The sequence below is a fragment of the Clostridium sp. OM02-18AC genome, from assembly GCF_003481825.1.
Taxonomy (GTDB): domain Bacteria; phylum Bacillota; class Clostridia; order Lachnospirales; family Lachnospiraceae; genus Brotaphodocola.
This window is the reverse complement of record NZ_QULW01000002.1, coordinates 199,674-212,845: the sequence shown is the minus strand read 5'-3', so window position 1 is coordinate 212,845 and position 13,172 is coordinate 199,674. Positions and strand designations below refer to the sequence as shown.

Sequence of the window (13,172 nt, the reverse complement as noted above, 5' to 3'; positions counted from 1 at the left end):
CAACAAGATTCCCGCAGGGGCAAAATGAGCGATAAGCGAATTTTGGCACCTCGGTAGAATCTTGCTCTAAGAAACTGCCGGCCTGCCGTTCACTTGCTACTGCCACTTTTTCAGAAAATCTATAACCAGCTTTTTTTATAAAAGGCTGCGGGCTGGCGTTTTTCCCTTACTCCCTACAAACCACAAAAGAGCAGAATGGACGGACTTTCCGGCAAGAACTTTTCCGGCGGCTCGGTCTTTCCCGACAATAAGGCGTTTCGGAAGCTGCGTTTTGCCCGCTGTCTGAAAAAAATGGCAGCCTTTTTTGGTTTCACTGTCTAATACGGAACTTTTGGAAATTTGCCAAAAATGGACGCAAAAAAAGCAGCAAATCTTTTTCGGATTTACTGCTTCATGTGCCGCTGCGGTGCGGCGGGATGGATATTCAGTTGAAATAAAAGAGGATGGTGGTACTTTAGTCTATCGACTCTTTACTAACTATTAGGTAATCTTGAAAGATTTTCCTTGAATTTATCTAAAGAATGTTCATTGTTTCCCGCAAAAATAAGTGGAATTGTATATTCATATGATATGCCATTTTCATAGTCCGATAATTGTATTTTTATAGTATCATCCCTCTCATCTTTAGGTGCTATATATATGAATGAATTTTTATTTATATCAGATATTTTCCCTTTTTCAGAAGAAACAGTATAACCCCAGTCTGTTAAATTTGTCTTTATTGTAACTTCTGTTTCTGTTTCTTTTCTAGTCTGCAATGCTGTTTTATCGATTTGGATATCAAAAGGAGTCGAACCTAACAATTCACTGTTTATATTTACAAGTTCTTCTCCATTTGTTTTAGAAATATTAGATTCATCTTCATAATTTTGTTGAGATTCATCTTTTGGTGTTTCTCTGTTACATCCTAATAAAAAGCATAAAATAATTAGTACTAATACAGAAAGTTGTTTTTTTTGCATTTATTTCTCCTTTCATATTATCAAAGAAAGCACTGAGAGTACTTTCAAGAAATTTTGAAATATTCTCAATGCTTTCTATTTTTTGATCATAAACTTGCCGGTAATGATACTATGTTAATTTATCTCTTTCGCGTAACCTTTGTTGCAATATACACATGCACCATTCACCCATTTGTGAGACATTTCAATCGTCTCAACTTCATAAATGCTTACTTCTCCACAAATTAAACATTGTTTGTAATTATATACATGACGTGTCGCACATTTATCCCAGTCATCATATATACCAGGCATTTCATCTTCATATCCATAGTACTGGGGAGAACCCCAACTATGAGTATGAGCGGCAAATACAGTCATTGGAGCAGCTACAATTCCAGCTACTACTGAAAGTGCTAAAAGAGATTTTCTTAAATTCATAAGTTCCTCCCTTTCCTTAAAAATACATAGCTCTTTGTTACATTGTCATTTTAACATAATAATTGGTAAAATGCAATAATTTATTTTCTATTTACGAGAAAATACTGTGCATATTATCTTATTTAGGAATAGTTAAGGCGGCTACCTAAATCTTTTTATTACTTTACCGCACATGAGCATTTGCGCCGGGGTTATCGTTGCCGTAGCCCTCAAGCAGATTGATTGCACCCCAGATGCCAAGACCTGCGCCCAGAGCGATAACGAGAGTCTGAAGAACGGTTACTGCGCTATTGAAAAATGCCATAATATTTTCCTCCTAAAATTTGAAATTGTTTTGAGAATAGAAAAAGCCCTCCGTACTACCGGCATCAAAACCGGACGGAAGGCTTAGTTTACGAGAATCTTTTCAAGGAACTCCTCGACGGTTATCACGCCAAGTTTCTGTTCCATTCTGCTTCTTGCATATTCAGTTTCACAATCATATATATCACCACCACCTTTCATAAGAAACAGCCAATACATTGACTGCAACAAATCTTCACGAGAAGCACAGATTGTCGGTGAAAAAACGACAGGTGAAACCTTCAGAACCTCTGCGAGTTTCGCTGTGGTTTCTGCATTAGGGGTTCGAGCGTTTTTCTCATACTGAGCAATACGGACATCCGCTGTTTTCTCGGAATACCCCATCAGGAGTCCAAGCTCTTTCTGGGTAAGGCGGCGAAATCGTCTAACGAACTTCAATCGCTGCCCAATAGAGGTATCCGTGATCCACCAAGTCATTTTTTTTACACCTCGCTTTCTGCAAATTCTCGATATACAACCTCATTTTTTGCTCTGCGCTTGCCTACGGCTTCACTGGGAGCAAGGTCAGGGTAGGTTGCCTGCACTTTCTGTCTGCTTCTGCGGACAGTTTCAAACCCCGGAAAGCTGCGTCTATCCAGTTCCTTCAAAAACACAGGAACCGTCATGGCATGAATGTCGATGCCACGCAGACCGGAATAGTGTTCCAGTACCATCAGGTACAAATGATTGTCGGTATTTCTTGCCTTGTGGTCGTGTTCCAAGATGTTCTTAACCAGGGCAGATACCGTTTTCAGATTTTCCAAACAGAAACCTCCTTAATCCGCATCGACTACCACAAACTCATCACCTGCCTTGAGCTTCAACCTTCGACTCAGAAACTGCTCAATGTTGAACTCATTTCTCTTATCAAAGTCTGATGTGTACTTATAATTGGGGTGCTGCGTCAGATCGTACTTGTCAGAAAGAAACGGTCTGACACCACGCAACTGCAAAATACACTTGCTGCCATCCAGAACCGCAAGCTCATCTACGCTCGCAAGGTCTTTGCCACATTGTCAAGTGATGAATTCAAGAAAACGGCAGCCGCAAAGAAAAATCTTTGTGGCTGCCGTTCTAATTGGCGGCTTGAAGCAAAAAAATCCCCGGTTGTACCAGGGAAATAAAAACTTTAGTATAGCCTAAAAGAGAAAGCTAGCGCCTTGAGGCGCGGCCAAGTAGAGTGGGCTTAAAGCCTGCGTCCCGAGCCACCCGTTTTACGGGTGGCAGCGACTCCTTGTCTGTTTATCTTATACTTGTCAATTTATATTATCCAATAATGTGAATTATAATATGACAGTACGGATGCATATTATAGAAACATAACTTTGAAAGAATCAAGCATAACCTGTGGAGTGACTCTTCAACGGATAAACTATTTTCACTTCATACAGTTCCGACATATGGAATAAGGAACACCAATCGCCCTCAATACAACTTTCTTTCTATTAGTTAAAAATGCACATAATCAAAAAAGAAAATCGACTTATTTTAGACAAATTCATTGACAAGTTCTGCTTTAGGTGATAAAATAAAAGTGAAAAGTCGAAATTTATATTGTTGGGAGGTAAGACCGATGATTTGTTTTAAGGTTAAGTTGCCTAACTTAATAATGGAGCATTTTTACCGACGCTGCCAGCTTTGGAGGCTTAGAATTAAAATTGTTTCTATTTGCGCATAAGTTAGGCATGATTATTTGTCTACTTATGCGCTTTTTTATTTGAATTTTCAGTATTAGCAGAAAGGAAGTGTTATACATAGATAACATATGGCTTATCCTTTTGCTTCTATTAAGTTTTTTTATGATTTTTAAGCCGGAACTTTTATGGAAAATTGAACACTTCTTTTCTGTAAAAGGCGGTGAACCTACAGATTTATATCTTGGTTTGATGCGGGTTGCTGGAGTATTCTTTTTTATTGCATCCATCATTTGCATTATTGTTTTGGTTTTATAAGAGAAGGGGGGCTTTTAATGAAAAAGCTAACACGTAAGATTGTTGCACTTACTCTTTCCTTGGTTATGTGCATAAGTTTTTCTAACACTACTTTTGCTTATGCCGACAACGAGAATATCAGTTCTTCTGCTGAAGCAAGCAAAGTGAATTGGTGGAAGATTGGCTGGATTATCCTTTCAGATTATGTGGAAAAGCTTATCGATCTCGATGGACAGAGTGAAAAGGATAGTAGTTGGGCCTATCTTGTTTCACCTAGCATAGAATATAACACGGGTGATATGGGGCCTGAGGTTTATTTTCGTCCAGAAGTAGATAACAGCGTTGGTTCTATCCGTATGCATGGACATAGGATTATCTTTGTCGATATTTTTACACAGATTGCACTCATCTTGTCAGATGCCTCTGGTGATACGGTAAGTCAAGCAACTACTGGTACAAATCAGTATATGTTTTATACAAAGAAAGCAGGAGACAGTTCTGGTACATGGAAAGCACAGTTTGTTTCAACTGAGACATACAAATGGCAGTTGTATTATGCCCATTATTACAATGCCAATGCTCGTTCAAGTGTTCCTATGACGGAAGATGGATTTTACTTTGGGGATAATAACAGAGTTTATCAATTCTCTGTTGCAGAATCTTACAGACTTAATTCTCTTCCTCCAGAGGTTGTTGATATGACACAACTTAATGCTCAATTTATTAATCCTGCTGATGGAAAAACTGTAGATTATCTCAAAGACTTTAATGCTGGAGATCAAGTTCATTTCTCTGATATAATTATTGACATTAGTTATGATGCGACTGAGGATGCGACTACATTTTATTTTACCGAGGATACTTATGAGGAAAACATAGGATGGAAATTTGCAGGAAATCTTCTTGACCAATATTCCGCTGGTGATGTTCTGAATCTAACTTTTGATGTGTTGAATGTCGGAAACTATCAGGGCATTACTTTTGAAAGCCTCGACTACTTTGAAGCAGCTTACGCGCATAATAACGGTGCCGCTTATCCCAATATTCAAGATTACCAATAATTTGATTTTGACATAAGGACTTATAGAAGAGGGCGTGTTGCGGATAATTTTCTGCAACGCGCCCTTTTTAGTATGCTTTAGCAAAATAAAGTTATCCCTTTTACTCTGGCCAAAGGAATAACTTTATTGCCTGATAGCATTAAAAGAAAATTGTTGTATCACTTTTGATATAAATTAAAAGTATTTAGCGTCTAAATTCTACCTTGACATTTCCCCAACAAAATTGTAAATAATCTTAACCTCCTGTGTCCTCTGACCATCAATCTTCTTGATTTCTCCAATCAGAATCCGGCTAATGAGCCGGTTCAGCACCGCCTCGTCCAGTTCCTCGATGGCGGCATAGCGCCGGATTTCCTTGATAAAAGTGCGGACTTCGCTTTCTTGCGCATCGGCACGACCTTGCATCATTGCCAGGTCATGCAGGCGTTTCTGGTTGGATTCCTGCTCCTGTTCCAGCGCCGCCGTCAGCTTCACAAACCGCTGCTCGGTCAGGATGCCTTTGGCCTTATCGGTGTACAGGCTCAGGAACATCCCGTCAATTTCCTGATTTCGGGCTTCCAGCCGCAGGCGTTCCTTTTCTGTCTGGGAGGCGTCCACCAGATACCGGTGCTCCATCCGGCGGCTGAGCCGCTGGTAGAACGCATCGGCATCCTTCATAGCCTGCGCCGCCAGTTCCTGAATGTCTTTCAGCACCAGATTGTATAAATCCCTGGCCTCGATCTTGTGGCTGGAACAGACCTTGCAGCCCATGCGGTTGTAGGTCTGGCAGATATAGTACGCCTTGTCAATCGGCTCCCGCATTTCGCCGGTGAAGCGGTTCTTCCCGGTTCGGCCCACTTTCTCATACCGCACCTGCATGGACTTCCCGCAGGTGGCGCAGTAGACCAGACCGTGGAACAGATTATAAAAGGGGCAGGAATTCCCCTGAATGGTCGGCCTGCGGTCAATGAGTTCCTGCACCTGTTCCCATTCCTCCGGCGTCACAATGGCCTCATGGCAGCCCTCGATCACTTCCCACTGGTCACGGGGAATAATGTCATAGGTGTTGGAGCGGATGCCTTTCTGATGCGTCCGAAAGACCAAATGTGCGCCCTTATAGAATGGATTTCTCAGGATGTGACTGATTCTGGCTCCGCCCCAGAAATAATAGTTGGCGTCAAACTCCGTGTTGGCTTTGACATGGGTGATTGGGATTTTTTCTTCCATCAGACGTTTGGAAATCCTCATGCAGCCCAGCCCGTCAAGGGCATAGTCATAGATTTTGCGGATGATTGGCGCTGTCTCAGGGTCAATGATGAGATGCCCCTTGTCCTCCGGGTCACGCATCAGGCCGAAGGGCGGCGTCCCTCCGCAGAACTTCCCCTGCCGGGAGCGGGTGGTGATGCCTGCCAGCACCTTTTTAGAAATATCCCGGCTGTACATATCGTTCAGGATATTCTTAAAGGGCGTAATGTCCATCTCCTGACGGGTCAGGCTGTCCACGCCGTCCGTGATGGCGATATAGCGTACATTGTGTTTGGGGAAAAAGATTTCGATATAGCTGCCAGCTTCAATATAGTTCCTACCAAGCCTGGATAGGTCTTTGGTGATGACGCAGCCGATCTTCCCCGCCTCAATGTCAGCGATCATGCGCTGGAAGGCAGGGCGGTTGAAATTGCGGCCCGTATAGCCGTCATCCACATAATATTCATACTGGAACATTCCATGCTTTTCAGCAAAGTCCCGAAGCATGATTTTCTGGTTGCTGATGCTCATACTCTCGTTGTCGCCGCCGTCATCCAGAGAGATGCGGCAGTAGAGAGCGGTGATTTTCTCATAGACTTGTTTTTTCCTGCTCATAGCGTTCTCCTTCTATGAACAGGGACACGATACCATTATAGTACCATGTCCCTGCCCCTGAATCAACCGTTTTTACGCAGCGTTTTCGGCCATTTCCCGCTGCTGACGCCATTCCTCGAAGTGTTCGCAGGTCTGGCGCTCGATCAGCTGCTCAAAGGCTTCCCGCATGGACTTCTCCCCGGAGAACTCCCGCACCACCACAAAACGGACTTTATTTTTCTGCTGTTTGCTTTTTTCCATAGGCTACCTCCATAGAGTAGCAGGCCAGACGGCAGCACTGGCAACGAAGTCCGGCAACGAACCTCTGAAAACCTGTAAACTACCGTCTGACCTGCAAATCTTACTTTATCAATTTTCTTGAAAAATCTCGTTGTTTTCGTTGCCGGAGATAGAGATAGATATTAGAAAATACCTTATTTACAGGCTTTTTCCGTATCCAGACCGGAGAATCCCCGGCAACAAACCCGGCAACCAAGTGGCAACCATCCCGGCAACAGACCGCTAATTTTATGCGATCCACTCCTTCGGCAGTTCCAGCTGGCAGCATTCTTCCTCGGTCAGCTCCACAAATCCATCTTCGTTGCCGGGCAGTTCGTTGCCGGAAACGTCCCGTTCCCAGCCCCTCTGCCTGCCATATCCGGTGAACATCCGGGGATTGGAGAATGGTTTCCAGCCCGTCACCACCGTGTTCATGATCTCGTTGATATTGTGCAGCTGCCACCGCTTCGGCTCATCGTAGGTGTGGCCCAGCGCCTCCTTGAACAGCTGTTTGGAGCAGACCATGCTGCCGGTGTAGTGTTCCAGAAAGCCCTGTATCTGTCCGGCCTCGGTGTCCTCCGGCATGAAATCCTTCTGCACCTCCACCAGCTGGCGCTGGATGGACTTGCTGAACTTCATAGAGTAGTGGCCGCTGCGGTAAATCGTCATGGCCTCCGCCCAGACCTGTAAAAGATAGGCTCTGGAGGCGTCCTCGTCCTCCAAAATGTGAACCTCTGCATTCTCCGGGTAAATCATGATCGGCAAAAAGCGCCGATTTCCGGCCCGGTCAAGGGGCAGGAAGTCCAGTGTGTTGGACGAACCGCCGAACACACACTGCCGCAGCCGGTCTTTGGGCTGGGCCTCGTAGGGCGTCCGGTAGGTTTCCTTCTGGCGGCTGATAAAGGAGCGGATTTCTTCAATGCTTTTGGCGCTGCTGGTAGCCAGCATCTCCGACATTTCGATAATCCAGTGTCCTTGCAGCTTCAGATACACCCTGTCATCGTCCAGTTTTTTCAGGTCGTCACTGAACCACTCGTCCCGGATCGCCAGCAAGCGGAAGAAGCTGGACTTGCCAGCCCCCTGACCGCCCACCAGACAGAGCATTTCCTCATATTTGGAGCCGGGGCGGAATACCCGCCGGATAGCCCCCAGCAAAAAGTGTTTCAGCATTTCCTCCACATAGTCGCTCTCGTCCGCACCTAAGAAATGATGGAGACAGGAGCGGATGCGGGGCGTCCCGTCCCAGACAAGGCCGTTTAGCACGTCCTGTATGGGATGGTAGCAGTTCTCATTCGCCACGATGGAGAGCGCCGCCGTCATCTTTTTCTCACTGGTCAGGCCATAGGTCTGCTCAAAATAGAGAAGCAGATATTTCACGTCCGTATCCGTCAGGGCACTGGTATTCCTGCGCCAGCCTAAATCCTGTACAATGTCCACCCGGTCAGTCAAAAGGTTCAGGCGGATCGCCCCACGCAGGAGAGGGTCATGGCAGAACACCGTCCGGCAGTTGCCGATGGTGTTGGCGGGCTGGCCCTTCTCGGTGACGGACAGGCTTTCCCGCACCTCATCAACGCTCCGCTCCGGCGCTAAGGCTTCGGCTGCGCTCATGGCGGCCTGCCGGGTGGCTAGCGGTAAACTCTGATATTCGCTGCTCAATCTTCCTCACCTCTTTTCCATACTCAGCGACCACGGAAGCACGTTCCTCCATGCTGCCGGACAAGAGAATATCCAGCAGATATTCCGTGTACGGTTTCTTTTGCAGGGCCTCCACGAACAGCGGATTCCACGCTTCATCCGGCGTCTGCGGGGCGTATTCCTTCTCCCAGCGTTCCAGCAGATGCAGGTAATTGCACAGCACCCGGAAACATTTCTGCTCCGCCTGCCGGTAACGCAGTTCCTCGCTGATTTTTCGCTTGACCGGCCTCCTGCGGGGCGGGTCATGGCCTTTGGCGTCATAGTGGACAGAGAAATCCTCCGCCAGCTTCAGCGCCGCCTCCTTACTGCTCAGACTAAACAGACGGGCGGTAAAATCAATCACATCCCCATCTGCCTGACAGCCAAAGCAGTGGAACCGATGGTCAATCTTCATACTGGGATGTTTGTCATCATGGAAGGGACAGCAGGCCATGCCATTCCTGCCAACCTGCACCCCGTAATATTCCGCAGCCTGCCTTGTGGTGACAGACTCCTTCACCGCTTCAAATATATTCGATTTTCTCACCTCCAGGCAGAGAAAAAAGCACCCGTTTCCGCAGAAAATCAGGTGCCTCATAACTCCATATCGTGTTTCTTTTTCGGAGCAATCCGCCCCTCACGTTCCCAGCGTTCCCGGTTATCTCGGTCAGCGTTCAGCCTGCCTTTCGCCAGCTTCTCCCGGATGGATTCTCTGGCCTTCTCCTTAATCTGCTCCTTACCGGCCTTCTTGACCTCCGGCTGCATGAGAGTTTTCTGGATTTTTGCCAGGGCGTTCTGCATGACCCGTTTGATTTTGGTAATCACTCCATCCAGACGGGCGGCAGCGTAGTCACGCTCCTTCTTCGGGGCCTTCCGCTCCGGCGAAAGCACCCACTTTTTCGTTTCCTCGATCAGACGAATATCTTCTTTGTGTGTCTCCTGCCGGACGGTATCGGTCACCACCTCCACCGCCTTGTCATAGGCCGCATCGGAAACATCATCTAACAGCGTCTCCACGTCCTCGATTTTGAGCGTCAGTTCTTCCAGCTTCTGCTCCTGCGCCGCAAGCTGCTCCTTCTGCTTCATCAGGATATAATCCTGTTTTTCCAGATAGTCCCGCCCGCCGTAGGACGGCTCCTGATCCAGATGCAGCCCATGCCGTCTGGCGATGTCAAACAGGATCGTCCGGCAGACCGCATCAAAGGTCTGCTTGCGGTTGTTGTTCCGGCCTTTGGGCTTCTCCGGGTTGGGGAGAGGGATGCCAAGTTCTTCCAGCGCCTTTTCCTGCTGGGGGCACAGTTCCCCATAGCGGTTCTCACAGTCAAAGACGTGCCGCTCATGGATGTGGGGCGTCCCCTCGTCCAGATGGAGCGCCCAGTCCAGGATGTGGATATGGGAACCGAAGCGGCGCTCAAATTCCTGATAAAACTCATTGACGATGGAAAAGAGCGTATCCGGCGAGACGGATTCTCCCATCGTGCCGATCTGGTAGATACTTTCCTCCGGGCAGGTCTTGTTGTTTTTCAGCAAGTCCTCCACAGTGCGGTTGCGCTCGGTGTGCCGGGTTTTCTCATTCCGGGCGTTCTGAGCTTCCACATAGCCGCCGTAATGCTCGTAGTAATACATCCGCTCGATTTCCTCAAAGCTGAAATCCGGCTGCTCCGGGTTCTCCCGGAACTCATGGGTGGTAAAGCCCCGGTAGCAGTCCCAGTAGACATTTTGCCTTGCCCGTTCTGCGTCAATGTGTTCGCTGTTCTCCACATCGAACCGGCGGTCATTGTGGCGGGGATTATAGGTGCCATGCTTGCCGGAGCGTCCATTGTGTCGTGTCAGTTTCAAACAGATTTCCTCCTTCCTGCGAAGATGTTCTGGGGCCGGGGAAGGGGCGGCGAAGCCGCAAATCCTGCGAATTTTGCGTCAGGTAATACCCAATACAAGTTGACGCAGGCATCAACTTTCCCTGGGCAAGGCGTTTCACCCTTGACCCGATGGGGCGGCTGCCCTCAACCTGCCAAGGCACTTCGTCCTTGACCCGATAATGGCTGCCGCCCTTAACCTGCCAATGGGCGTTGCCCCTTGACCCCAGCAGTGCGCTGCCGCCCCTGCACCCCGCCACAAAGGGCTGGCCGCCCTCTGTACTTCCGCACCGGCGAAGCTGGCTTCCACCGCAGGAACGGTGTTTGCCAGTTTCACCGGCTCCGTATCCACACATTTGCGCCCATAGGCGGGGAGTGGATACGGAATACGCCTGCGGGGATTGCCGGTCAAAACATCGGGTGCAGACCCGTCATTTTTCCCGTAAACACCCCGATTTTAGGCGATTTTTTCTTCCGTTACCACCACCTGAAAGCCATGCTCCTTTGCGTACTCCCTTGCGGCGGCTTTCCGTTCTTCGCTGTACGGAGGCACCAGCCGGATCGACAGCCGGGACTTGTCCAGCACATAGGTCACGCTGCCCTCCGGCGTGCTGCGCTCCAACCGGCACAACAGTGGGTACTTCCGGCTGAAATCAGCCAGCCTGCGCTTCAAGCTGGCGTTGAAGGTGTAGACGCTGGCAAGGTTCTCCGCCTCGTTCCAGTTGATGATGGTTTCTTTCTCATACTTAGACAGCTTCTTCATACAGATCCTCCTCATAATCGGTGTAAGATTTCAGCACACGCAGGTTGCGCTTGAGACGGCGGTACTCGTCCATCTCCATGCGCAGATGGTGATAAAAATCCTCGTACCAGCTTTCGTTCATCTCCGTCTCCACCTTCCGGGCCAGCCCCAGCATCCGGCGTTTGGCCTCCGGGTCAACCGTCAGAGCCGTCAGCCATTTCAGCCGTGTCACCGTATTGTGGTGGCTGAGACAGCCGTAAGCGTAGAGAATCTTCTTTTCTTTCATACTCAGTGTCATAATGATTTCCTCCATTTCTTTGCTGCGGAGCCATGCGCCCCGCATGATAAACTTGTTTCCTGTCCGCCGGTCTGCCTGCAAGCCGCTCCTGCCCGGAATTTCTCCCGGCGTATCGGCCTCTTTGGTGTGCTCGATTTCTGTCCTGGCGTCACTTCCCCGGAGGCCATACCCCTTGCAGCCGGTCATTCGATTTTCAAGGTTCTGTGCCTGTCTGCAAGAACCAGTTTACCGAAAAAAGAGGCCCTTTCCCGTATATCCAAAACGTCGGAAAAACGCTCGAAATCCGCATATTTCCACGCTTATGGAATCGTGCTATAATGGGTGTAATCACTGAAAAAGATAACGAGAGAGGGGGCTTTGGATGTACGCAAAGCTGACAATCCCGGAGCGGCTCAAAGACCTGCGGGTGGTGGACAAGCACCTGACGCTGGAACAACTGGCGGAGCAGACCGGCCTGTCTAAATCCGCGCTGGGAAAATACGAAACCGATGACTACAAGGACATCAGCCCGTTTGCGATTGCAACGCTGGCGGACTTTTACGGCGTGTCCACCGACTATCTGATGGGGCTGACGGAAAATAAAAATCACCCAAACACAGAACTTCAATCTCTGCATCTGAGTGATGATATGGTGGAACTTTTGAGCAGCGGCAAAATCAACAACCGGCTTCTCTGCGAACTGGCTGCCCACCCGAATTTCCGGCGGCTGATGATAGATATGGAAATCTGCATCGACCAGATCGCCAATATGCGGGTGGAGCAGATGAATCTGGTGTTGGAGGCCACCCGGCAGACCGTCATGAGCAAGTATGCGCCCGGAGAAGATGACCTCTATATGCGGACGCTGGAACTGGGGCAGGTGCAGGAAAGCGATTTTTACAGCCATGTCATGCACGATGATCTGGACAGCATCGTCCGGGACATCCGGGAAGCACACCGCAAGGACAAGACCACCGCCGACCCGCAGCCCACGCTGGATGACGTCAAGGAAAAGTTTGAACAGGCGCTCGAACAGGGCAGCCAAGAGGAAGTGGTAATCCACGAATTTTGCGACAGAATGCAGATACCCTTCGAGAAGATTTCCTCAGAGGACTTCTCTGCATTTTTGCGGATACTGAGCCTGTCCAAAATGCTCAAAAATCCCAACAACATGAGAGGAAAGGCCAAGCCGCAGCCGTACTATGCGCCCAAGCGGAAGAAACGCAGATAACAGGAAAGCCGCCCAATCTGTACCGTTGGACGGCTTTCGACCCGTTTGTGGGCGGAATAAAATATGTGGTTATACATCCGTTAGCTGACCGTTTTCATCAGCTTTTTCATAAACTTCCAGAGACGGATGCCATCTTTGAGGCCCAGCCGGTAAAAGAAGCACTCGCTTTCTGCACCAGAATCGAAAATAGAATCACAGTAGTGTCTTACAGCGTCCTTCTGTTCCTCAGACAATGCGCTGATTGCTTTTTCATACTCGTTTTCCAAGCGAAGGCAGTCCTCTTTTTTCTCCGTGCCGGTTTCTGCCTCCCGCCACTTAGCAAACTGGCTCTGCATCCGCTCCTGAATCATCAAATCAACCAATTTTTCTATATCTGTACCCATAAGCGCCCCTCCTTATGCTGGGCGGATATAATTCCGGTATGTTTCCAGGACGGAATCTGACACACCGCTTTTATATACTTTGCGGATGTCGGAGATTTCCTCTTGCTTCAGCAGTTTCAGCCATTTCAGCAGCTCAGCCCTGCCGTTGGCAAAGTTACAATAACGCCCATCGGCGTATTCGATACGGTATCTCATA

At 48.3% G+C, this 13,172-nt stretch carries 16 protein-coding genes and 2 pseudogenes; 3 read left to right on the top strand and 15 right to left on the bottom strand.

Annotated elements, in window-relative coordinates; translation table 11 throughout:
- The first annotated feature begins 195 nt into the window (after positions 1–195).
- Complete coding sequence (locus DXB18_RS16710; RefSeq protein ID WP_007037420.1) at positions 196–321, top strand: hypothetical protein; 126 nt, start codon at positions 196–198, stop codon at positions 319–321.
- 152 nt (positions 322–473) lie between these two features.
- Here the strand turns inward: DXB18_RS16710 and DXB18_RS02710 are convergent, their stop codons facing one another.
- The 6 genes and pseudogenes from DXB18_RS02710 to DXB18_RS02685 form a co-directional block, all read right to left on the bottom strand.
- The gene (locus DXB18_RS02710) at positions 474–962 is read right to left on the bottom strand and encodes a hypothetical protein (protein ID WP_002569239.1); all 489 of its coding nucleotides are present in this window, start codon (positions 960–962) and stop codon (positions 474–476) included.
- Between the two features lie 114 nt (positions 963–1,076).
- Positions 1,077–1,382 (bottom strand): desmoglein-4, encoded by a 306-nt coding sequence (locus tag DXB18_RS02705; protein WP_118705839.1) that lies wholly within the window; start codon positions 1,380–1,382, stop codon positions 1,077–1,079.
- 175 nt (positions 1,383–1,557) lie between these two features.
- A pseudogene (locus DXB18_RS02700) lies at positions 1,558–1,686 on the bottom strand (Maff2 family protein); the annotation flags it as partial.
- Between the two features lie 83 nt (positions 1,687–1,769).
- Positions 1,770–2,162, bottom strand: a complete 393-nt coding sequence (locus DXB18_RS02695; protein ID WP_002304334.1) for a helix-turn-helix transcriptional regulator — start codon at positions 2,160–2,162, stop codon at positions 1,770–1,772.
- A gap of 5 nt (positions 2,163–2,167) precedes the next feature.
- The gene (locus DXB18_RS02690) at positions 2,168–2,488 is read right to left on the bottom strand and encodes a hypothetical protein (protein WP_002304332.1); all 321 of its coding nucleotides are present in this window, start codon (positions 2,486–2,488) and stop codon (positions 2,168–2,170) included.
- Between the two features lie 12 nt (positions 2,489–2,500).
- A pseudogene (locus DXB18_RS02685) lies at positions 2,501–2,734 on the bottom strand (type IV secretory system conjugative DNA transfer family protein); the annotation flags it as partial.
- 959 nt (positions 2,735–3,693) lie between these two features.
- Between DXB18_RS02685 and DXB18_RS02675 the strand changes: the two are divergent.
- Positions 3,694–4,716: a hypothetical protein gene (locus DXB18_RS02675; RefSeq protein WP_055221986.1), complete on the top strand. Its 1,023-nt coding sequence runs from the start codon at positions 3,694–3,696 to the stop codon at positions 4,714–4,716.
- Between the two features lie 198 nt (positions 4,717–4,914).
- On the opposite strand, the gene DXB18_RS02670 is transcribed toward DXB18_RS02675, so the two are convergent.
- The 7 genes from DXB18_RS02670 to DXB18_RS16470 all read right to left on the bottom strand — a co-directional run bounded on the left by DXB18_RS02670 (position 4,915) and on the right by DXB18_RS16470 (position 11,569).
- Positions 4,915–6,555: a recombinase family protein gene (locus tag DXB18_RS02670; protein ID WP_055221983.1), complete on the bottom strand. Its 1,641-nt coding sequence runs from the start codon at positions 6,553–6,555 to the stop codon at positions 4,915–4,917.
- A gap of 72 nt (positions 6,556–6,627) precedes the next feature.
- On the bottom strand, positions 6,628–6,795 hold the full coding sequence (locus DXB18_RS16085; RefSeq protein WP_171027916.1) for a hypothetical protein: 168 nt from the start codon (positions 6,793–6,795) through the stop codon (positions 6,628–6,630).
- Positions 6,796–7,062: 267 nt separating this feature from the next.
- Positions 7,063–8,421, bottom strand: coding sequence for a virulence-associated E family protein (locus DXB18_RS02660; RefSeq protein ID WP_055221981.1), 1,359 nt, complete (start codon positions 8,419–8,421; stop codon positions 7,063–7,065).
- Entirely contained in the window at positions 8,381–9,034 is a 654-nt protein-coding gene (locus DXB18_RS02655; protein ID WP_333491344.1) for a CHC2 zinc finger domain-containing protein, read from the bottom strand. The genes DXB18_RS02660 and DXB18_RS02655 overlap by 41 nt, the downstream gene beginning before the upstream one ends.
- Positions 9,035–9,081: 47 nt before the next feature.
- On the bottom strand, positions 9,082–10,326 hold the full coding sequence (locus tag DXB18_RS02650; RefSeq protein ID WP_055266764.1) for a hypothetical protein: 1,245 nt from the start codon (positions 10,324–10,326) through the stop codon (positions 9,082–9,084).
- A gap of 474 nt (positions 10,327–10,800) precedes the next feature.
- On the bottom strand, positions 10,801–11,106 hold the full coding sequence (locus DXB18_RS02640; protein ID WP_055222220.1) for a hypothetical protein: 306 nt from the start codon (positions 11,104–11,106) through the stop codon (positions 10,801–10,803).
- Entirely contained in the window at positions 11,090–11,569 is a 480-nt protein-coding gene (locus DXB18_RS16470; RefSeq protein WP_226906287.1) for a hypothetical protein, read from the bottom strand. Before DXB18_RS16470 ends, DXB18_RS02640 begins: the two co-directional genes overlap by 17 nt.
- Positions 11,570–11,744: 175 nt before the next feature.
- Here DXB18_RS16470 and DXB18_RS02630 point away from each other — a divergent pair, with 175 nt between their 5' ends.
- A complete protein-coding gene (locus DXB18_RS02630) occupies positions 11,745–12,593 on the top strand; it encodes a helix-turn-helix transcriptional regulator (protein WP_055266762.1) in 849 nt (282 codons plus the stop codon).
- A gap of 80 nt (positions 12,594–12,673) precedes the next feature.
- Here DXB18_RS02630 and DXB18_RS16465 read toward each other — a convergent pair whose 3' ends face one another.
- Both DXB18_RS16465 and DXB18_RS02620 read right to left on the bottom strand, forming a co-directional pair.
- Entirely contained in the window at positions 12,674–12,976 is a 303-nt protein-coding gene (locus DXB18_RS16465; RefSeq protein WP_055219875.1) for a hypothetical protein, read from the bottom strand.
- Positions 12,977–12,988: 12 nt separating this feature from the next.
- Complete coding sequence (locus tag DXB18_RS02620) at positions 12,989–13,171, bottom strand: hypothetical protein (protein ID WP_055219873.1); 183 nt, start codon at positions 13,169–13,171, stop codon at positions 12,989–12,991.
- Position 13,172: the final 1 nt, after the last annotated feature.